Raw genomic sequence first — 18,896 nt, forward strand, 5'->3', positions numbered from 1 at the left:
GGAGCCCGCCATGAAGATTGCACCCCTCGCTGCCGTCGCCGGGCTGGGCCTGACCCTGGTATTGGCCGGCCTCAGCTTCGCCGATGACGACGACCATCACGAGCGCAAGGGCTACAAGCGGCCCAAGCGCCTGTCGGTACCGAGCGATGCACCGCTGGTGTGGAAGGAAGAATGCGCGGCCTGCCACATGCTCTATTCTCCTGGCCTGATGCCTGCAGATGCCTGGCGCGAGCAGATGCGCACCCTGGGCGATCACTACGGCAGCAACGCGTCGCTGGACCCGGTGCAGGAAAAGGAAATCCTCGACTTCCTGGTCCGCGCCTCGGCCGTCAACCGCCTGCCGGTGGAGCCGTCACCCACCGCCGGCGAGCCGCCACGCATCAGCCAGACGCGCTGGTTCGAGCACAAACACGACGAGGTCAGCGAAGCCAAGTTCGCCCGCGAGTCGGTCGGCGGCCGCTTCAACTGCGTGGCCTGCCATCGCGACGCAGAAAAAGGCGACTTCGACGAGGACCGGGTGAAGATTCCGCGCTGAGACAAAAATAGCCGGAACATTTTGCCAACCGTTGCGTTATATCCCTGCGGCAACCCGGACGGCAGCGCATGGGCACTGCAAAAACTGAGGCGTTGGCAACGCAGCAGGTTTTAGCGGCGCCCTGCGCGGTCAGCCCAGACGAGCGCTTAATGAACGACAGCGAACAGGACCTCATCCAGCAGGCCGCGCGTGGTGATCGCCAGGCGTTCGGCACGCTGGTGCGCGTCCATCAGGCGCGGGTCTTCCACTTCCTCCGCCGCCTGCTCGGCAGCGCCGACGAGGCCGCGGACCTGACTCAGGAAACGTTCATCCGCGCCTTCCAGGCGCTGCCCAGGTGGCGCCCGGAAGCACGCTTGCAGACCTGGTTGCTGCAGATCGCACGCAATGCCGCGCTGGATGCGCTGCGCCAGCGGCAACGCCACGTCGACGTGGCGCCGGAGGAACTGGCCGAGCCGGTCGATCCGGCGCCATCGCCGCTGAGCCGGCTGCAGACCGGGCGCGATCTGGCATTGCTGGAACGCTTGCTAGCCCGCCTGCCCCACGAACAGCGCGAGATCCTGCTGCTGCGCGAGGTGGAGGGGCTGGCCTACGACGAACTGGCCGCCACGCTGCAGCTCGCCGCCGGCACCGTCAAGTCGCGCCTGGCACGCGCCCGCGAGGCGCTGCTGCACGGCTATCGCCAGGCCAACGGAGGCACCCTCGATGACTGAGCATCTGGACATGGCGATCCTGTCCGCCTACCTCGACAACGAACTCGACGCCGCCGCACAGCGCCACGCCGCCGCCCACCTGGCGGGTTGTCCGCAGTGTCGCGCCACCCTGGCCGAACTCGACGGGCTCGGCCAGGGCTTGCGTGCGCTGGCCTGCCCGGAGTTGCCGGCCGAGTTGCAGGCGCGTCTGCAGCGGCCCTTCGCGCCGCCGCCCGTGCGCAGCTGGTGGGCCCGGCACTGGGCGCAGGGTATCGGCGCCGCGGCGTCGGTCCTGCTCGGCCTGCTGCTCGGCTATGCCCTGCCCGGCCAGCCGCCGGGCAGCTCACCCCGCCACGACCTGCTCGCCGTCCTCGGCAGCACCCCACCTGGCGCGCTCTGCGCGCGCCCCGAATTCTGCTACCTGAAGGTAAACCTGAAATGAGCAACACCACCCTGCGCAACGCCCTGGTCCTGTCCGTGCTGGTCAACGTCGGCGTGCTCGCTGGCCTCGGCTGGCAGAAACTCAGTCGCGATGGCCTGCCGATGCCCTCTGGCGCACCGACCGAGCTGTCGCGCGAGCTGCAACTGAGCGCCAGCCAGCTGCAGCGCTGGCACGATGCCGAGGCGCCGTTCCTGGCCTACCTGCGCGCCTCCAACGCCAGCCTCGGCGAACACCGCAACCGGCTGATCGAGGCGATCTTCGCTGAACAGGTAGACCGCGCGGTAATCGACGCCGAGCAGGCGAAGATCGCCGAACTGCAGAACGAACAGCAGCGCCTACTCATCGACCAGCTGCTGCAGGAGCGCGAGATCCTCGAACCGCAGCAGCGCGCGCGGCTCGCCCAGGTGCTCACGCAGCAGTCGTTCGGCGCCGACAGCATCGAGCAATTGCACCGCAAATGACGGATTGCACGGCGCGATGGAACAAAACCGTCGCGCCTGCGTTAGAACATCAGGAGCCGCACTTCGCCGGCTCGCTCAATGGAGTTCTATCGATGATCCGCAAACCCCACGCTCTCGCCCTCGCCATCATCCTCGCCGGCACCCTCGGCCACGCCGGCACCAGCCTCGCCGCCACCAGCCATGACCACGGCCACGGCGAAGGCGCGCCGGCGCTGCAACTCGATGCCGGCAAGCGCTGGGCCACCGACGCGCCGCTGCGCCAGGCAATGGGCACCATCAACAACGATATGCGCCAGGCGCTGCCGGCGATCCACGAAGACCGTCTGCCCGCCGCCCGCTACGGCGAACTGGCCGAGACGGTGCGCGGCCAGGTCGCCTACATGGTGGAGAACTGCAAGCTGAGCGCCGAGGCCGACGCGCAGCTGCACCTGATCATCGCCCAGCTAATCGCCGGTGCCGACGCCATGAGCGGCGCCCCGGCCGGTCAGCGCGACGGCGCGGTGACGGTGGTCGGCGCGCTGGGCGACTACGCCACTTACTTCGCCGACGACAGCTTCAAGCCGCTGGAACACTGATCGACCGCCGCGCTCAACCCTTGTCCGGCCGTGCCGGCGGGGCCGCTTTCACCGCGAGCGGCACCTCGGCGGCCACCGCTTCCGACTCGCCCTCGCCGCTGCGATCTCCGCTGGTGTTGGCCAGCAGGCTGGCGGTGGCGGTCTGCAGGTAGGCGTGCAGCTGGCGCAGCAGCTGCGGCTGATCCTCGGCAGCGGCGATCCGCTCGCCAGCCGGTTCACCGCCCAGGCGATAGCGATACAGCCGCGCCGGCTGCTCCTTGGGCTGTACCAGCACCCGATCACCGCGGATCAGCGCCACGGTCTGGTCGCTGCCCGACGGCTTGACGATGCCGAAACCCGGATCGTCCGCCGGCAGGCTGAGCAAATCGCGGCCCCAGCATTGATGACGCACCTCTCCACCGAGGCGGCCCATGATGGTCGGCACCACGTCCACCTGCGTACCGACCACCTCGCGACGGCTGCCGAAACGCTCGGTGACGCCCGGGGCGATCAGCAGCAGCGGCACGTGGAAGCGCAGCAGATCCATCTCGGTGACTTCCTCCGGCGCGCCGAACCCGTGGTCGCCGACCACGACGAACAAGGTCTGCTTGAACCAGGGCTGGTTACGCACCTTGTCGAAGAACTGCCCCAGCGCCCAGTCCGAATAACGCATCGCCGTCAGATGCTGGTCCAGCGCGCCATGCCCCTCGACAGCAGCGACCGGCAACTGCTCGGGTAGCGCATACGGCGTGTGGTTGGACAGCGTCTGCAGCAGCGCATAGAACGGCGCGCCGTTATCCAGCTTGCCCAGCTCCTCGGCGGCGCGGGTGAACATGTCCTGGTCGGAAACACCCCAGGTCGGGTCGGAAACCACCGGATTCACATAGTCGTTGCGGCCAACGAAGCGCTTCATGCCCTGGTTGCCGAAGAACCCCGCCTGGTTGTCCCAGGCGAAATCGCCGTTGTAGACGTAGACGTCGTCGAACGCCCGCGCACCGAGCAGCTGCGGCAGTCCGGAGAAGCGATGGCCGCCTTCTGGCGTCTGCATCAGGTACTCGAAGCCGGGCAGGTTGGGAAAGCAGGCCATGCTGGCGAACATGCCCTGGTGGGTGTGGGTGCCGTTGGCGAAGAAACGCTCGAACAACAGCCCCTCGCCGACCAGGCGGTCGAAGTTCGGCGTGATGCCGTCGGCACTGCCAAGCGCGCCGACATAGCGGCCGGCGAAGCTCTCCATGAGGATCACCACCACGTTGCGCACCGCCAGCTGGCCGTCCGCCGGCGGCTGGAAGTCACGGCGCACCGGCGCCAGCTCGGCATCCACCAGCCGGTCGTTGCCGGTCAGTAGCAGCTCGCGGGTGATCGCCTGCGCCTGCTCGGCCGGCAGCGTCGCCTTCCAACTGTTGTCGCGATGACTGGAGAAGCGGTGCTTCGCGGCGTCATACAGCGAGAGTGTCGCGTTCAGGCCGAGGTGATTGGCGAACATCGACTCGGTGGTAAAGGCATCGCCCCAGCGCAGCGGCGGTCCCTGGCGCAGCGTGCCGCGCGCGGCCACCACACTGACCAGCACCAGCAGCGTGAACACCGCCGTGCGGGTATACCAGGTCGAGCCACGGCGGCGTGCGCCGGCCTCGCGCACAGCCGGCGCGCCACGGGTCAGCCGCTCCAGCCAGCCGAACAGCGCGTACATCGCCGCGCTCGCCACACCCCAGCTCGCCAGCAGTTGCAGTACCGGGAAGCCATGCCAGAGCATGCTCAGCACGGTGGCCGGGTCTTCCTGCAGGTACTGGAACACCAGGCTATTGAGGCGCTGGTGAAACTCGCGATAGAAGTTCAGCTCGATCAGCCCGAGCAGGATCGTCAGGCTGGCACACACACTCAACCACAGCCGCAGCAGGCCCCGGGCGGCCATCACTCGCATGCTCAGCACCCCGAGCAGCAGTGGCAGCAGGATGTACACCGTCAGCCGCAGGTCGAAGCGCAGGCCGTTGCCGAACGCCTCGACGAAGCTGGCCAGCGGTGTACTGCCGATCAGCTCGCGGTTGAACAGCAGCAAGCCCAGCCGCAACAGCGCGAACAGCGCCAGCAGGGCCAGCGCACAGGCGAACGTGAAGCGCAGGTGGGCGGCCAGGCCATTGAAGCCGGACGCCGGGCGCTCTCGAGCAGAGCGTCGCAAAGAGGAAAGCATGGTACGTCCTTCAGGGGATGAGAATCACCGCCCAGACCAGACCGATCAGGCACAGCGCCAGCAATTGCGCGGCGCTGCCCATGTCCTTGGCCTGTTTGGCGAGCGGATGCAGTTCGAAAGAGATGCGGTCGACCGTCGCCTCGATGGCCGAGTTGAGCAGTTCGACGATCAGGCCGAGAAACACCACGGCAATCAGCACGGCGCGCTCGACGCGGCTGACGTCGAGCAGGAAGGCCAGCGGAATCAGCAGCAGGTTCAGCAGCACCAACTGGCGAAACGCCGCCTCGCCCCGATAGGCGGCCTTGAGGCCGGCGGCGGAGTAGCCGGCGGCATACCAGAGCCGCGTCAGACCGCTGCGCCCTTTCAGGGCCGCGCCGTCCGCCGGCACGTCAACGCCAGCCGCACCATCGGCAACCACGCTGGTCGGCTCAGATGACATCGCAGCGCAACTCGCTGAAGGTGCGGTGGGCGGCCAGCAATCGTTGCCAGTCCTGTTCCGGCATGGCCTGGCGATGACGCTTGAGCTGGCGCAGGTCATGCCGTGCCGCGGCGCTACGACGTAGCCGGCGGCGGCTCTTTTCCAGATCGAGCAGGGCGACCTCGACGCTGGCCGCGTCACCTTCGCCGTGAACCTTGATGAAGATGTGCTTGGGATAGCAGCAGCCGTGCTGCCAGCGCGCCTGGTGGATGCGACCGAGGCTAATTCCGACCGCTGTCAGCATGCGCTCCTGTACCGCCGGACCGAAGCGCTCGCCCAGCTCCTGTTGATACCAGTCCTCCAGGCTGACAAACCCTTCCAGCTCCGCCGTCACCAGCAGCGCCTGCCACTGCCCGGCCTGTTGTCGCGTGCCGCAGTAGATCAGTTCCGGCACCCGCACGCTTAGCCAGCCGAAGGCCTGCAGCGCCTGCAGTTCGCGCAGGACCGTGGGCCTGCCAAAAGGATGCAGCAATGAGCGATACAGGTGGCCGATCTGCCGTTTGCAGTACAGCAGCGGTTGTTGCGGATCGCGCATCCGTATCCGTTGCACGCCGCTTTCGCCGGCGCGCCGCTGATTGGGCTCCTCGACCCATTCACCCCGGATGTTCCACCAGCGCTGGAAGGTGCTGGTACGCGCTTCTCGGGCCGGCAATACGAGTGGTCGGCTCATGCTCAACCCCGCTTGCGCAGCACATAGACCCGCCACATGGCGTAGCCCGGGAGGAAGTCATTACGGTCGAGGATGTCGAAGCCGGCCTCGGCGAACTCCGCCTCGATCACCGAGCGCGCGACGACGAAGCGGTTCTGGTTGTCCTTCGCCGGCCGGCGACGCTCCAGGCGCTTGCGCTTCCAGGCCTTGTAGTTGCCATCGACCCACAGCGAGACGATCAGCGTGTCACGGGTGACGCGGTGGAACTCACGCAGCATCGCCAGCCGGTGCGCCGGGTCGGCGATGTGGTGCAGTAGGCGCATGCAGAAGATGTTGTCTACCGCGTTGTCACCCATGTCGATGGCGAAGGCGGAGGTCTGGAAGCTCTCGACCCGATAGAGGATTTCCCGCGACTGCGAGGCTTCGGCGATCGCCAGCATGTCGGCCGAGTTGTCGGCGGCAAAGATCATCCGGCTTGGGTGCTCGGCCAGCAGCGGCCAGAAGCGCCCGGCGCCGCACGGCAGGTCCAGCACCAGATCAGGATCGCCGGCGATCTTCAGTGCGCGGCGCGCCATCTGCTCGTCACGCCAGTGCGACAGCCGCCGGGCCAGGCCATCCTGATGCTTGTGCAGGTATTCGTAGGCGTGCTGGCGATCGTACTTGCGCGAGAACTCCAGTTCGATAGGGCTCGATGTCGTCATGGCGGGCATTCCGGTTGGAAACGGAACGCCAAACTAACCAGCCAGACATCAAGGGCCCGTCAACGGGATGTGAAAAAAACGTCAAACAGCGCCGTCATGAAAGCGCACCTGAAAGCAGCTGCCCTGCGGTTGCCGCGGCACCACACCTACCTGCCAGCCCTGGTGCGCGCAGATCCGCTTGACCAGCGACAACCCCAGCCCCAGCCCTTCGCCGCGCCCCTCGGCACCCCGCACGAACGGCTGGAACATGCGCTCCTGCTCCGCCAGGGGAATGCCCACGCCGCTGTCCTCGACGCGAAAGCCACCTTCGTCGAGGACCAGCCGCACCGTGCCGCGGTCGGTGTAATGCAGTGCGTTGCGCAGCAGGTTGGACATCACCGTGCCGAGCAGGGTGTGGTTGTAGACGCCGCGGTCCTCGCCCTCCTCCAGCAGCTCGAAGGCCAGGCCCTTCTCCGCCAGCAACGGTGCCCAGCGCTCGCTCTGCTCGGTCGCCACGCTCCGCAAGCTGGCGTCGCCGGCCAAGGACGTCTGTTGCGGACGCGCCCGCGCCAGCATCAGGAAGGTTTCCACCAGCTCGTGCATTTCCCGCGCGGCGCGCTGGATGCGTGCCAGCGGTCGCTGCGCGGCTGGCGACAGCTCGGCCTGCTGCTCGAGCAGCTCGCAGGCGCCGAGCACCACCATCAACGGGGTGCGTAGTTCGTGGCTGACATCGGCGGTGAACAGCCGCTCGCGCTCCAGGGTCTGGCGCAGCTGGCCGAGGGTGCTGTCGAACGCCGCGGCCAGATGGCCGACCTCGTCATCGGGATACTGCAGGGCCAGCGGCGGCGCCAGCGGATGCAGCTGGTCGCGGTGGCGCACCTGGTTGGCCAGGCGGCTGACCGGTGCCAACACCCGGTTGGCCATCAGCCGCCCCAGCGCCCAGGCGCCGAGCACGCTGAGCAGAAAGCCGGCCAGCACAACGTTGAACAGCGCATCCTCACGGGCCTCGAACTCGTGCTGCTCCTGCACCAGCACGTAGCGGTCAGCACCGACATTGCGCACATAGACGTAGTAGGCATCGTCACCGCGAACCAGCTCGGTGAACCCCTCACCGAGCCCGGCAAACGCCTTTGGCATCGGGTGCTCGGGCAGATGCGAGGCGAAGAAGTGGGTGCTGGTATCCAGCTGCGGTGTCCGTCCCTTTGGCAGGTCCTCGTTGAGCACGATGTCCAGGTGGCGACTCAGCTCCTCGGTGACCAGCTGCTCCTCGATGAAGTGCACGACGCCGACGATGCCGAGGGCGAACGCACCGCTCACCACCAGCGTCATCAGCGTGAAGGCGATGACGATCCGCCGCGCCAGCGGCTGCTTAGCGAGCATCGCAGTCCTCCGCCAGGCGGAAGCCAAGGCCGTGCACGGTATGCAGCAACGGCTTGGCGAACGGCTTGTCGAGCACCTGGCGCAACTGGTGGATATGGCTGCGCAACGCATCGCTGTCCGGCACGTGATCACCCCAGACGGCATCTTCCAGCGCTTCGCGGCGCACCACCGCCGGGCTGCGCTGCATGAGGATCGCCAGCAGCTTGTGGCCGATAGGGTTGAGGCGAATCGGCTGGCCACCACGACTGGCTTCCAGGGTGTCCAGGTCGTAGCAGAGATCGGCCACCTGCAGCTGCCGGCGACGCGATCCCTGGCAGCGACGCAGGATCGCCTCGATACGGGCAACCAGCTCGGACAGCGCGAAGGGCTTGATCAGATAGTCGTCGGCACCGGCCTGCAGCCCCTTGATGCGGTCAGGCAGCGCATCGCGGGCGGTGAGCATGATGATCGGCGTATCGCGCCCGGCATCATCGCGCAGGCGCTTGCACACCTGCAGCCCGTCGATGCCCGGCAGCATCAGGTCCAGCACGATCAGGTCGTAGTCCTGGGTGGCGGCCAGGTGCAGACCGCTGAGGCCATCCTGCGCGCAGTCGACCACGTAGCCCTTGAGCTCGAGGTAGTCCAGCACGTTGGCGAGAATGTCACGGTTGTCTTCGATGACCAGGATGCGCATCGCTGGGGTACTCGCTAGAAGTTTCGGAACGGCAGACGCTGCTTATTACGCCTGCGCGCGGCGCAGAACATAGCCGAGACGATGTGAAAAAAACGTCGCCTAGCCAGCCCCGCATTTAGCCCCATGCGGCTTAAGACTGCCTTAAGTTTGCGCCCCAACAATCCGGCCCAGGCTTCTAACCGAGGTTCCCCGATGGAACTGCCCTGGGTCGATCACACCGATGTACTGGCACGCATTGGCCGCGAGCCTTCGCTCTGCCTGCAACTGGCGCAGGCCGATGCAGGCGGGCGGCGCACAGCGCTGGAAGACTTCATCCGCCAGCGTTTCGCCGAGCACTATCAGGCGCGGGTGCGTCATTTCATGCCCTGCCTGCTCGGCCTGCATGGCGACAATGGCGAGGTGCATGGCGCGGTCGGTCTGCGCAGCGCCCAGCGTCGACCGCTGTTTCTCGAGCGTTATCTGGACGAGCCCATCGAGCAGGCCGTGAGCCAGCGCCATGGGCGTACGGTGCCGCGCGAGGAGATCGTCGAGGTTGGCAATCTCGCCGCCTTCGGCAATGCCTCGGCGCGCCTGCTGATCGTCGCGCTGACCGATCTGCTGGTCGCTCAGGGCTTTCGCTGGGTGGTGTTCACCGGCACGCCGGCACTGCTTAACAGCTTCCAGCGCCTGGCGCTCGATCCGCTGCCGCTGGGCCTGGCCGACCCGGCGCGCATGGGCGAGGAGCTGGCCGACTGGGGCAGCTACTACGCCTGCCGGCCACAGCTGATGGCCGGCGAGATCCTGCCCGGCCACCAGCGCCTGCTGCAGCTCGGCCTCTATGCGCGGCTCGGCTATCAGCCGCTGTTCGACACCACGGAGGCGCCCCATGCAGCCTGCAGCTGAACGCTTCTGGACGACGCTCGACCAGCACGCCGGCATCGCGCTGAGCGAAGGGCCGCACCAACTGAGCTACGCCGAACTGCGCCATGAGGTGGCCGCGCGCGCCAGCCATCTGCAACGGCTCGGCGTGCAGCGCGTCGCCCTGACGCTGGACAACGGTCTGGAGTGGGCGCTGTGGGACCTGGCCCTGCTGCGCGCCGGTTTGGTCTGCGTGCCGCTGCCGGCATTCTTTTCCGCGGCGCAGCAGGAGCACGTGCTGCAGCACGCCGGCATTGACTGCCTGATCGGCGCCGTCAGCCCGCTCAGCGAGCGCTGCGGCTTCCAGCCAGGCGAAGCCGGCCTGCTGTTGCGCCAGCCGGACACCGTCACGCCAGTGCCGCCCGGCACGCTGAAGATCACCTATACCTCCGGCACTACCGGCCAGCCCAAGGGCGTGTGTCTGGATGCCGAAGCGCAGCTGGCGGTGGCCGAGAGCCTGTGGCAGGCCAGCCTGCCGTGTGATGTGCGCCAGCACCTCTGCGTACTGCCGCTGGCAACCCTGCTGGAAAACATTGCCGGGCTCTATGCGCCGCTGCTGGCCGGTGCGCGGGTCGAGCTGCGCCCGCTGGCCGAAATCGGCTTCAGCGGCGCGGCGGGCTTCGAGCTGGCACGCCTGCTTGCCACGCTGCAGGCAAGCCAGCCACACAGCCTGATCCTGCTGCCGCAGCTGCTGCTGGCGCCGACGCCATGAGCGGCGCCCCGGCTGACCAGCGCGACGGCGCAGTGACCGTGGTCGGCGCGCTGGGCGACTACGCCACCTACTTCGCCGACGACGGCTTCAAGCCGCTGGAACACTGATCGCCGCCGCTCAGCCCTTGCCCGGTCGCGCCGGCGTGACCGCTTTCACCGCAAGCGGCACCCCGGCGGTCACCGCGTCCGACTCGCCCTCGCCGCTGCGATCGCCACTGGTGTTGGCCAGCAGGCTGGCGGTGGCGGTCTGCAGATAGGCGTGCAGCTGGCGCAGCAGCTGCGGCTGATCCTCGGCCGCGGCGATCCGCTCGCCCGCAGGCGCGCGGCCCAGGCGATAGCGATACAGCCGCGCCGGCTGTTCCTTGGGCTGCACCAGCACCCGATCACCACGGATCAGCGCCACGGTCTGATCGCTGCCCGACGGCTTGACGATGCCGAACCCCGGATCGCCCGCCGCCAGGCTGAGCAGGTCGCGGCCCCAGCATTGGTGACGCACCTCGCCACCGAGGCGGCCCATGATGGTCGGCACCACATCCACCTGCGTACCGACCACCTCGCGACGGCTGCCGAAACGCTCGGTGATGCCGGGGCGATCAGCAGCAGCGGTACGTGGAAGCGCAGCAGGTCCATCTCGGTGACTTCCTCCGGCGCGCCGAACCCGTGGTCACCGACCACCACGAACAGCGTCTGCTTGAACCAGGGTTCGTGGCGTACCCGCTCGAAGAACTGCCCCAGCGCCCAATCCGCATAGCGCATCGCCGTCAGGTGCGCATCCAGCGCGCCGTGGCCCTGCACCGCGGCCACCGGCAGCGGGTCCGGCAGCGCGTAGGGCGTGTGGTTGGACAGCGTCTGCAGCAATGCATAGAACGGCGCGCCGTTATCCAGCTTGCCCAGCTCCTCGGCGGCACGGGCGAACATGTCCTGATCGGAAACGCCCCAGGTCGGGTCGGAAACCACCGGATTCACATAGTCGTTGCGGCCGACGAAGCGCTTCATGCCCTGATTGCCGAAGAACCCCGCCTGGTTGTCCCAGGCGAAATCGCCGTTGTAGACGTAAACGTCGTCGAACGCCCGCGCACCGAGCAGCTGCGGCAGGCCGGAGAAGCGATGGCCGCCTTCGGGCGTCTGCATCAGGTACTCGAAGCCCGGCAGGTTGGGAAAGCAGGCCATGCTGGCGAACATGCCCTGATGCGTGTGGGTGCCGTTGGCGAAGAAGCGCTCGAACAGCAGCCCCTCGCCGGCCAGGCGGTCGAAGTTCGGCGTGATGCCGTCGGCACTGCCGAGCGCGCCGACGTAGCGGCCGGCGAAGCTCTCCATGAGGATCACCACCACGTTGCGCACCGCCAGCTGGCCGTCGGCCGGCGGCAGGAAGTCACGGCGCACCGGCGCCAGCTCGGCATCCACCAGCCGGTCGTTGGCGGTCAGCAGCAGCTCGCGGGCGATCGCCTGCGCATCCGCAACCGGCAGTGTCGCCTTCCAGCTGTTGTCGCGATGGCTCGAGAAGCGGTTGCGCGCCGCATCGTAGAGCGACAGCGTGGCGTTCTGCCCGAGGTGGTTGGCGAAGGTCGAGGCGGTGGTGAAGGCATCGCCCCAGCGCAGCGGCGGGCCCTGACGCAGCGTGCCGCGCGCGGCCACCACGCTGACCACCAGCAACACGCCGAACACCGCGAACCGCGCCGGCCAGCTCGCGCCGCGGCGGGCCGGCGCGCTCGCCAGGCTCACCGGAGCGGCGCGGGTGCGGCGCTCCAGCCAGCCGAACAGCGCGAACAGCGCGGCGCTCGCCGCGAGCCAGGCGGCCAGCAGCCGCAGCACCGGGAAGCCGTGCCAGAGCATGCTCAGCACCGTCGCCGGGTCTTCCTGCAGGTACTGGTGTTGGCGCTGATGGAAAATTGACCCACCCTGCCGATTGAAATTTGACCCAGGGCGGATTGCTGATTTTGTTACCAGCAACTGTGGATAAGTCTACCAGCGCAGCTGCTGTTGCCCCCACTCCTTCGCTAGCCCAGTTCAGTTGTTTAAGACCTGCCACACGCAGCCATGTAGCAGGCCGTCGTCGCCATGAAATCAGAACGGCTCATCGTCCTCCGGTTCTTGGCCGCCCTTACGCTTTCGCTCCCGTGATTTGATCTTGGCCTGGGCCGCCAAGCTACTGTGTTGCAGGCGATAGGACTCGTTACCGGTTTCGACGATGTGGCAGTGGTGGGTCAGCCGATCCAGCAGGGCGGTGGTCATCTTGGCGTCGCCGAACACGCTCGACCATTCGGCGAAGCTCAGGTTGGTGGTGATCACCACGCTGGTGTGTTCGTACAGCTTGGACAGCAGGTGAAACAGCAACGCACCGCCAGCCTGGCTGAACGGCAGATAACCCAGTTCGTCGAGGATGACCAGATCCATGCGCAGCAGTGCCTGGGCGATCCGCCCGGCTTTGCCGTCGTGTTTTTCGCGCTCCAGCAGATTGACCAGATCGACCGTGGAGTAGAAGCGCACGCGCTTACTGAGCAACGTCGCACACACGGAGTTTGGTTAAGTCGCAGGCTCGAAGCTTGCTGTCGATGGCCAGATCGAAGAGAGCCAGATCCCGGGATCTTTCTGCAATTTGAAGCCTTACTCGGATGGCCCAGATATCTCTCAGTCGGAGTGGGGTTTTCTGCCCGACCAACTTACCTTTGTTCCAGGGCTGACGGCTACAGGTAGCAATGATGTTTCATGGCAAGTCCTCCACATGTGGGAGGGCAAGCATGGCTAGCCAGAGCAGTGGTCGCTAACCGGCCAGAAGGAGACCTCCGCTAGCGCCAAGTCTGCGCACTCAACTTGGAGTGGCCAGGTGCCATCAGTTAGAATCAGTGCTCATTTTACAGAGCAATGGAACGGTTGAGTGTGTTAGGGAAAGGCGCGGTTTTTGCTCTTGCTATCACCTTGGCAGGTTGTGGGCTAGTTCCCCGTACTGGAGAACCTTCTAGAGCACTTCAGTTTGCTGAGAATCTAAACCTCTCCGCAACGGATGAAAGCCGCGAGGAGTTTGAGACAAACGCAAAAGCTTCCGGGGCTGACCCTAATGGTTACCGTAACGGGCAGCTGGTCATGTCCGCCGTAACTTTAGATCCGTCCATGATCCTCCTATCTGGTTTCGCTCCAGCGTCCGCTAGCAGCCACTACCAAATTGCGGCGTGGGTTCCTGCCGACTTGGCTCCCTCCGGAGGAAAAGAGGCGGTTGCGGTAGCTGAAAAGGCCGTCAATCAGGCGTGGGCGGAAATTTCTGATAAGTCACCGGAAGAAAAGGCCGCTATCGCATCGAGGAAGCTTCAATACATTCTGGATGAGCCATATGGCGAAAACGGTTAACCGGTTCCTTTACCCAGCTAGTTGACATGGTGGCTGGTGTAACGCCTGAAAAAGAGCCTGCCCCTGTTTTTATGCAGCGCAATGGTGAGGTCTACGGCCCGCTGGTACTTGGTTTTGGTCGCTTGAATAGCTATAAGCAACTTGAAGAGCTAGGGAAGGTCTGAAGTAGCCGGGTATTTCGCGTCAACTTCAGCCCTTGCCGATTTTGAAAGCGGGCAATCGATCAAAAAACGATCAAATCATCCCCCTCTTTCCGGATTTATAGCCGGCGCGAGCACCTCGCGCCGGCCATTTCCCGCATTACAGACGCACCTCTCCTGCATTCGTCAGCAAATGTCGGCGCGCCATCCACAGGTTCGACAGCGCGAACAGTGTCATCAGCTGCGCGGTGTTCTTGGCCAGGCCGCGGAAGCGTACCTTCACGTAACCGAACTGGCGCTTGATCACCCGGAATGGGTGCTCGACCTTGGCCCGCACCTGCGCCTTGGCCTTTTCGATCTTGCGCTTGGCTTTGTAGAGCGGGCTGTTCTTGCCGAGTTTTCTGTATGTGCTGCGACGCGCCGCGACCTGCCAGATCACTTCGCGGCCCGCATGTTCTGAGCGCTTTTCGACCCCGGTGTAACCGGCATCGGCGCAGACGACGTTCTCCACGCCATGCAGCAGTTTGTCGACCTGGGTGACATCCGCCACGTTGGCCGCCGTGCCAACCACGCTATGCACCAGCCCCGACTCGTCATCCACACCGATGTGGGCCTTCATGCCGAAGTAGTACTGGTTACCCTTCTTGGCCTGGTGCATCTCCGGGTCGCGCTTGCCGTCCTTGTTCTTGGTCGAACTGGGTGCATGGATCAACGTAGCATCGACGATAGTGCCCTGACGCAGCGACAGACCGCGGTCACCGAGATAGCCATTGATGACGGCCAGGATACCGGCAGCCAGTTCGTGTTTCTCCAGCAGGCGGCGGAAGTTGAGGATGGTGGTTTCGTCGGGAATGCGCTCCAGGTTCAGCCCGGCAAACTGGCGCAGGATCGTGGTTTCGTACAGCGCTTCCTCCATCGCTGGATCGCTGTAGCCGAACCAGTTCTGCAGCAGATGCACACGCAGCATCGCCATCAACGGGTAGGCCGGACGGCCACCTTCACCCTTCGGATAATGTGGCTCGATCAAAGCAATCAAGCCCTTCCACGGCACCACCCGATCCATCTCGATCAGGAACAACTCCTTGCGGGTTTGCTTGCGCTTGCCAGCGTACTCGGCGTCGGCGAAGGTCATCTGCTTCATCGGGAAACTCGGTGGGTGGGGTCGCGGTATTTTGCCAAATCAGAAAGTCTTTTTCAGAGTTTCCCTAGAGCGCCTTTCCGAAACTCTCCCGGACTGGTTTTACATTTATAATCCGGGCGCGAGAAATTCAGTTCCTAAGTCGGTACTCAATAAGGGGGAGCATCTATATTTTGTGGCTCCGGATTAGGCGCTCATTAAGTGCTATTCATTATCTCTGCTGGCTCAAGGGATAGATAAGGGCTATTGCTCTTGGCAGGAACCAGTGTGGATGCTGATATTTCATCTATATATGCAATTGGATGGTTGTGTAATGGTAATAAAGCACGTAAAGAAAGTAGTCTTCCTGAGCATCGCGTTGAGCCTGGCCGGATGCTTCGATAGTGAAGTGGAATGTGATTCGTCAGTTACGAAAGAAAGAATAATCAAAGACTTTAAGGCGAGAATCCAAAAGGAAATGCCTGAAGGGGCAATGGATTACATTACGAATATAGAACTTGCCGAAATCGTAACACTCGCTGCAGACAAGAACGCGCAGTCTCGTTCCTGTGAGGCTAAAGTCGTCGTTCACACCAGCGTTTCAGAGCACACGGCATTCCAAGACATAAAATATGAGAATCAAACAGTTTCTGGTGGCGCTGAATCCACCAGAAGCCAATATTCTTACGCAGATACATTTAATTACATCGCGACGAATGTATATGGACTTATCAAGGATACTTACGAGAGAGAAATCGCAAAGAAAAAGGGATTTGATTCTTATGCCGAGTATCAAGCATATACGTATGCTAGCGCCCGCTTGATAAGAAACGAGGCAGAACTGGTGCGCCTGGAAAAAACCATTTCTGAACTCAACGCGCAGCTCAAAGAGCTCTATCCAGTCGTTGCCGAAACTGAGAAGGCGATTGCCAGCGGTAGAAGCGTGTTATTAACAAACGAATACATGTCGATGCAGCCAGTTTTTATTAATACCGGCATGGTGGAAACCAAATTTTTCGACAAAAAAATAGTCTTTTCAGCCGAAGTCAAGAATACGTCAAAAATGACGGTCGACGGGATGTTTTTCTCTGCCGACATTTTCCTGAATGGTCAAGGTCGCGCGTTCAAGACTGATAAATTCACGAGCATTGAATCGGTCAAAGGACTTAAACCCGGAGAAACTCGCAAGGTGAAATTTTCCGTAAGCGGGGAAGAGGGTATTACGAATAACTTTTTGGAAACCACATCTTGGCAAGATGCAAAATCTGTGCAAATTAGATTGACCCCCAAGAGATATATGGATGCCAGTGGCCGTGAAAGCCTAATTGGCAGGTACCGTGATCATTTTGCTTTGAATGGCAAGGTTAAGGGGGAGCCAATAACTTGGGATAAGTATGCCGAAGTGGCATCTGCTCTTAGTCTAAATGAAGCGCGTCTAGTGACTGTGAAAAATAAAATCGAGAGTGATAAGGCTGTTGTTGGCTCCAAATCTATTGAAAAGCCTGCTGGTTAGCGCTTGAGCTCTTCGCTAAATAGGCCGAGTAGTATTTCATCCAAGAAAAAATGAATTGCATGAGTGTTTGAGCGCCGTAGAGAGAAAGCGTTGATGCTCCAAATCTCTTTCTGTTCATCGCATTCATGTCTAATCCACAAACAACAAGGGCCGCTGATGCGGCCCTTTTCTAGTAATCTTCAATCGCCCTGGTTTTACTAGACACAGAATGACCGCTTCTGGCCGGTTAGCGTCCCTTGCCCGAGCTAACCATCCTTGTCCTCCCGTATGCGGAGGACACTTCCATGAACATCATTGCTACGTACAGCCATCAGCCCTGGAACAAAGGAAAATTAGTCGGACAGAAGGCACCGCTGCCTGAGAGATATCTGGGCGATCCGAGTGAGACTGTAAATCGCCGAGAGAACCCGAGATCTGGCACTCTTCGATTTAGCCATCGACAGCAAACTGCGAGCCTGCGATTTAACCAAGCTCTGAATCGCCCCTAGTTTCGTAGACACCTCCAAGCCTCATAATGAGACCCAGCAGGAGGTGCCATGAGCAACCAGCGTTACCCCGAAGAATTCAAGATTGAAGCGGTCAAGCACATCACTGAACGCGGCTTGCGCGTTGCTGATGTAGCAGAGCGTCTAGGCGTGTCCGCGCACAGCCTGTACGCCTGGGTAAAGCGCTACAGCAAACCCCAAATACAGCGGCAGCAGGTAGATGATCAGCAGGCTGAGCTGCGTCGCTTGCGCGCGGAACTCAAGCGGGTGACCGAAGAGCGAGACATCCTAAAAAAGGCCGCCGCGTACTTTGCCAAGGAGTCCGGCTGAAGTACGCCGTTATCAGCAAACTGTCGGTGGAGTACCCGGTACGGCGTCTCTGCCAGACCCTCCAGGTACATCCCAGCGGTTACTACGCCTGGCTGGCCGAGCCGAAATCCGCGCGTGCCAAGGAAGATCAGCGTCTGCTCGGATTGATCAAGCATGTCTGGTTGGAAAGCGGCGGGGTCTACGGCTACCGCAAGATCCACGACGACCTGCGTGAGCTGGGCGAGTCCTGTGGCCGGCACCGTGTGGCTCGCCTGATGAGGAGAGAGGGGCTGCGCTCGCAGACCGGTTATCGCCGGCGCCCCGGGTACTACGGTGGCAAGCCGCCGGTGGCCTCGCCCAACCGTCTGGAGCGGCAGTTCAATGTCAGTGAACCGAACAAGGTCTGGGTCACCGACATCACTTACATCCGCACGTATGAGGGCTGGTTGTACTTGGCGGTGGTGCTGGATCTGTTTTCTCGCCAAGTGATCGGCTGGTCGATGAAGCCTCGGATGTGCAGCGATCTGGCCATCGATGCGTTGCTGATGGCGGTGTGGCGGCGCAAGCCCAAGCAGGAAGTGATGATCCATTCCGACCAGGGCAGCCAGTTCAGCAGCTCGGACTGGCAGAGTTTCCTCAAGGCCAACAACCTGATCAGCAGCATGAGTCGACGCGGTAACTGTCACGACAACGCGGTCGCGGAAAGCTTTTTCCAGTTGCTGAAGCGGGAACGCATCCGACGGAAAACCTACGGAACCCGCGAAGAAGCCCGCAGTGATGTGTTCGATTACATCGAGATGTTCTATAACCCCAAGCGCCGGCACAGCAGCGCTATGCAGCTATCGCCAGTGGAGTTTGAAAAGCGCTATTTCCAGAGCTTGGAGAGTGTCTAGGAAAGCTGGGGCGATTCACTCCGTGTGCGCGACGTTGCTCATGGCGAGCACTTGTCATCGCGAGCCATCGTAATGCAGCAGAAAACTCATCGCCCAGTTCAGTTGCCGAAAGCGCGGTAACCAAAGCGCAGCTTGCAAATGCAGCCAAACAGGTCGATGCCAATAGAAAGCTCGAACTGCTCGATGCCTCTCATTTCATATTGCTCTGCAGACTTTCCGACATGAGTGACTCGCACCTCCAGGCTTTACTGGCGCAGGAGGCTGCGGAGGGGCGCTTTTCAGACGACAGCGCTCAGATCGCTCAGCATCACGCCCGTGCACGTCGAATCAACCTGCACCGTTATGAGCGCAAGGATCTGGCTCATTGGATGGAGAAGCACGTCTATCTCGCTCTTGGCTCTCTGATCTCCCGCGCGGCGGCGCTGGGCATTGACGCCGTACCCATGGAGCATTTCGATCAGGCCTCGGTCGATGCAGCCTTTCAATTGCCACAACATGGGCTGACCGGCGTGCTCTTGGTCGCGTTGGGCTATCGCAGTCGTGACAACGGAGACGGTCCTGGAAAGTCGCGCTTGCCGGCTGAGCGAATATTCATGTTTCGCTGATGGCAGGAGGGTATGTCTGGCAGATGGGCGTGCATCGCTGATATCGACGAAGTTGTTTTGGCCCGTAGGATGCAAACGACAGCAAGTCCGGGCCTTATTCCGCCGGGGGCTCTCAACAGCGCTGTTGATTGCGGTCACGTAGTAGACCCGTCCGGGCG

Annotated in this window: 17 protein-coding genes and 7 pseudogenes; 14 read left to right on the top strand and 10 right to left on the bottom strand. The window is 63.0% G+C overall.

The window, feature by feature from the left end; genetic code table 11:
* The first annotated feature begins 10 nt into the window (after positions 1-10).
* From AC4LFW_RS18595 to AC4LFW_RS18615, 5 genes are all read left to right on the top strand, one after another.
* Positions 11-535 carry a diheme cytochrome c gene (locus AC4LFW_RS18595; RefSeq protein ID WP_103455117.1) on the top strand — a complete coding sequence of 175 codons (525 nt, stop codon included), beginning with the start codon at positions 11-13 and terminating at the stop codon, positions 533-535.
* 149 nt (positions 536-684) lie between these two features.
* Positions 685-1,245 (top strand): RNA polymerase sigma factor, encoded by a 561-nt coding sequence (locus tag AC4LFW_RS18600; RefSeq protein WP_103455116.1) that lies wholly within the window; start codon positions 685-687, stop codon positions 1,243-1,245.
* Entirely contained in the window at positions 1,238-1,666 is a 429-nt protein-coding gene (locus AC4LFW_RS18605; RefSeq protein ID WP_125863946.1) for an anti-sigma factor family protein, read from the top strand. The genes AC4LFW_RS18600 and AC4LFW_RS18605 overlap by 8 nt, the downstream gene beginning before the upstream one ends.
* Positions 1,663-2,127 carry a periplasmic heavy metal sensor gene (locus tag AC4LFW_RS18610; protein WP_064481056.1) on the top strand — a complete coding sequence of 155 codons (465 nt, stop codon included), beginning with the start codon at positions 1,663-1,665 and terminating at the stop codon, positions 2,125-2,127. Before AC4LFW_RS18605 ends, AC4LFW_RS18610 begins: the two co-directional genes overlap by 4 nt.
* 92 nt (positions 2,128-2,219) lie before the next feature.
* Complete coding sequence (locus AC4LFW_RS18615; protein ID WP_034064863.1) at positions 2,220-2,702, top strand: hypothetical protein; 483 nt, start codon at positions 2,220-2,222, stop codon at positions 2,700-2,702.
* Positions 2,703-2,715: 13 nt separating this feature from the next.
* Here the strand turns inward: AC4LFW_RS18615 and AC4LFW_RS18620 are convergent, their stop codons facing one another.
* The 6 genes from AC4LFW_RS18620 to AC4LFW_RS18645 all read right to left on the bottom strand — a co-directional run bounded on the left by AC4LFW_RS18620 (position 2,716) and on the right by AC4LFW_RS18645 (position 8,726).
* Entirely contained in the window at positions 2,716-4,866 is a 2,151-nt protein-coding gene (locus tag AC4LFW_RS18620; RefSeq protein WP_103455114.1) for an LTA synthase family protein, read from the bottom strand.
* Between the two features lie 10 nt (positions 4,867-4,876).
* On the bottom strand, positions 4,877-5,305 hold the full coding sequence (locus tag AC4LFW_RS18625) for a diacylglycerol kinase (protein WP_014821488.1): 429 nt from the start codon (positions 5,303-5,305) through the stop codon (positions 4,877-4,879).
* Complete coding sequence (locus AC4LFW_RS18630) at positions 5,295-6,014, bottom strand: lipopolysaccharide kinase InaA family protein (protein WP_041754586.1); 720 nt, start codon at positions 6,012-6,014, stop codon at positions 5,295-5,297. The genes AC4LFW_RS18625 and AC4LFW_RS18630 overlap by 11 nt, the downstream gene beginning before the upstream one ends.
* A 2-nt stretch (positions 6,015-6,016) precedes the next feature.
* A complete protein-coding gene (locus AC4LFW_RS18635; RefSeq protein WP_014821490.1) occupies positions 6,017-6,694 on the bottom strand; it encodes a class I SAM-dependent methyltransferase in 678 nt (225 codons plus the stop codon).
* An 81-nt stretch (positions 6,695-6,775) separates the two neighbouring features.
* Entirely contained in the window at positions 6,776-8,053 is a 1,278-nt protein-coding gene (locus AC4LFW_RS18640) for a sensor histidine kinase (RefSeq protein WP_313507455.1), read from the bottom strand.
* Positions 8,043-8,726: a response regulator transcription factor gene (locus AC4LFW_RS18645; RefSeq protein ID WP_003302056.1), complete on the bottom strand. Its 684-nt coding sequence runs from the start codon at positions 8,724-8,726 to the stop codon at positions 8,043-8,045. Before AC4LFW_RS18645 ends, AC4LFW_RS18640 begins: the two co-directional genes overlap by 11 nt.
* A 192-nt stretch (positions 8,727-8,918) precedes the next feature.
* Here AC4LFW_RS18645 and AC4LFW_RS18650 point away from each other — a divergent pair, with 192 nt between their 5' ends.
* A complete protein-coding gene (locus AC4LFW_RS18650; protein ID WP_125863943.1) occupies positions 8,919-9,608 on the top strand; it encodes a thermostable hemolysin in 690 nt (229 codons plus the stop codon).
* Positions 9,592-10,323 (top strand): annotated as a pseudogene (locus AC4LFW_RS18655) (AMP-binding protein); the annotation flags it as partial. The gene AC4LFW_RS18650 and the pseudogene AC4LFW_RS18655, both read left to right, overlap by 17 nt.
* Positions 10,324-10,452: 129 nt before the next feature.
* Here the strand turns inward: AC4LFW_RS18655 and AC4LFW_RS18660 are convergent.
* From AC4LFW_RS18660 to AC4LFW_RS18670, 3 pseudogenes are all read right to left on the bottom strand, one after another.
* Positions 10,453-12,221: pseudogene (locus AC4LFW_RS18660) on the bottom strand (LTA synthase family protein); the annotation flags it as partial.
* 177 nt (positions 12,222-12,398) lie between these two features.
* Positions 12,399-12,833: pseudogene (istB, locus tag AC4LFW_RS18665) on the bottom strand (IS21-like element ISPst3 family helper ATPase IstB); the annotation flags it as partial.
* Positions 12,832-13,035, bottom strand: a pseudogene (locus AC4LFW_RS18670) (integrase); the annotation flags it as partial. The pseudogenes istB and AC4LFW_RS18670, both read right to left, overlap by 2 nt.
* Before the next feature lie 161 nt (positions 13,036-13,196).
* Between AC4LFW_RS18670 and AC4LFW_RS18675 the strand changes: the two are divergent.
* Together AC4LFW_RS18675 and AC4LFW_RS18680 are read left to right on the top strand one after the other, a co-directional pair.
* The gene (locus AC4LFW_RS18675) at positions 13,197-13,676 is read left to right on the top strand and encodes a hypothetical protein (RefSeq protein WP_491821007.1); all 480 of its coding nucleotides are present in this window, start codon (positions 13,197-13,199) and stop codon (positions 13,674-13,676) included.
* 26 nt (positions 13,677-13,702) lie between these two features.
* On the top strand, positions 13,703-13,840 hold the full coding sequence (locus tag AC4LFW_RS18680) for a hypothetical protein (RefSeq protein ID WP_491821009.1): 138 nt from the start codon (positions 13,703-13,705) through the stop codon (positions 13,838-13,840).
* 136 nt (positions 13,841-13,976) lie between these two features.
* Here AC4LFW_RS18680 and AC4LFW_RS18685 read toward each other — a convergent pair whose 3' ends face one another.
* A complete protein-coding gene (locus tag AC4LFW_RS18685) occupies positions 13,977-14,957 on the bottom strand; it encodes an IS5 family transposase (RefSeq protein ID WP_248492605.1) in 981 nt (326 codons plus the stop codon).
* 268 nt (positions 14,958-15,225) lie between these two features.
* Here AC4LFW_RS18685 and AC4LFW_RS18690 point away from each other — a divergent pair, with 268 nt between their 5' ends.
* The 5 genes and pseudogenes from AC4LFW_RS18690 to AC4LFW_RS18710 all read left to right on the top strand — a co-directional run.
* Positions 15,226-16,446 carry a hypothetical protein gene (locus tag AC4LFW_RS18690; RefSeq protein WP_491821011.1) on the top strand — a complete coding sequence of 407 codons (1,221 nt, stop codon included), beginning with the start codon at positions 15,226-15,228 and terminating at the stop codon, positions 16,444-16,446.
* 284 nt (positions 16,447-16,730) lie between these two features.
* Positions 16,731-16,920 (top strand): annotated as a pseudogene (locus tag AC4LFW_RS18695) (integrase); the annotation flags it as partial.
* Between the two features lie 62 nt (positions 16,921-16,982).
* Positions 16,983-18,133, top strand: a protein-coding gene (locus AC4LFW_RS18700) for an IS3 family transposase (protein ID WP_491821012.1) whose coding sequence is annotated in 2 segments (ribosomal slippage) — positions 16,983-17,220 and positions 17,220-18,133 — 1,152 coding nt in all. Because the reading frame shifts where the segments join, the coding sequence is not laid out codon by codon here.
* Positions 18,134-18,151: 18 nt separating this feature from the next.
* Positions 18,152-18,235 (top strand): annotated as a pseudogene (locus AC4LFW_RS18705) (integrase); the annotation flags it as partial.
* Positions 18,232-18,738, top strand: a pseudogene (locus AC4LFW_RS18710) (nitroreductase family protein); the annotation flags it as partial. The pseudogenes AC4LFW_RS18705 and AC4LFW_RS18710, both read left to right, overlap by 4 nt.
* Positions 18,739-18,896: the final 158 nt, after the last annotated feature.

The organism is Stutzerimonas sp. C6.4V (genome assembly GCF_058536345.1).

Bases quoted from the DNA above. Each gene is read 5' to 3' on its own strand.
- AC4LFW_RS18620 (WP_103455114.1), bottom strand. From the start codon at position 4,866: ATGCTTTCCTCTTTGCGACGCTCTGCTCGAGAGCGCCCGGCGTCCGGC.
- AC4LFW_RS18600 (WP_103455116.1), top strand. From the start codon at position 685: ATGAACGACAGCGAACAGGACCTCATCCAGCAGGCCGCGCGTGGTGAT.
- AC4LFW_RS18635 (WP_014821490.1), bottom strand. From the start codon at position 6,694: ATGACGACATCGAGCCCTATCGAACTGGAGTTCTCGCGCAAGTACGAT.
- AC4LFW_RS18605 (WP_125863946.1), top strand. From the start codon at position 1,238: ATGACTGAGCATCTGGACATGGCGATCCTGTCCGCCTACCTCGACAAC.
- AC4LFW_RS18610 (WP_064481056.1), top strand. From the start codon at position 1,663: ATGAGCAACACCACCCTGCGCAACGCCCTGGTCCTGTCCGTGCTGGTC.
- AC4LFW_RS18630 (WP_041754586.1), bottom strand. From the start codon at position 6,014: ATGAGCCGACCACTCGTATTGCCGGCCCGAGAAGCGCGTACCAGCACC.
- AC4LFW_RS18625 (WP_014821488.1), bottom strand. From the start codon at position 5,305: ATGTCATCTGAGCCGACCAGCGTGGTTGCCGATGGTGCGGCTGGCGTT.
- AC4LFW_RS18615 (WP_034064863.1), top strand. From the start codon at position 2,220: ATGATCCGCAAACCCCACGCTCTCGCCCTCGCCATCATCCTCGCCGGC.
- AC4LFW_RS18640 (WP_313507455.1), bottom strand. From the start codon at position 8,053: ATGCTCGCTAAGCAGCCGCTGGCGCGGCGGATCGTCATCGCCTTCACG.
- AC4LFW_RS18645 (WP_003302056.1), bottom strand. From the start codon at position 8,726: ATGCGCATCCTGGTCATCGAAGACAACCGTGACATTCTCGCCAACGTG.
- AC4LFW_RS18650 (WP_125863943.1), top strand. From the start codon at position 8,919: ATGGAACTGCCCTGGGTCGATCACACCGATGTACTGGCACGCATTGGC.
- AC4LFW_RS18685 (WP_248492605.1), bottom strand. From the start codon at position 14,957: ATGAAGCAGATGACCTTCGCCGACGCCGAGTACGCTGGCAAGCGCAAG.
- AC4LFW_RS18595 (WP_103455117.1), top strand. From the start codon at position 11: ATGAAGATTGCACCCCTCGCTGCCGTCGCCGGGCTGGGCCTGACCCTG.
- AC4LFW_RS18680 (WP_491821009.1), top strand. From the start codon at position 13,703: ATGGTGGCTGGTGTAACGCCTGAAAAAGAGCCTGCCCCTGTTTTTATG.
- AC4LFW_RS18675 (WP_491821007.1), top strand. From the start codon at position 13,197: ATGGAACGGTTGAGTGTGTTAGGGAAAGGCGCGGTTTTTGCTCTTGCT.
- AC4LFW_RS18690 (WP_491821011.1), top strand. From the start codon at position 15,226: ATGCTGATATTTCATCTATATATGCAATTGGATGGTTGTGTAATGGTA.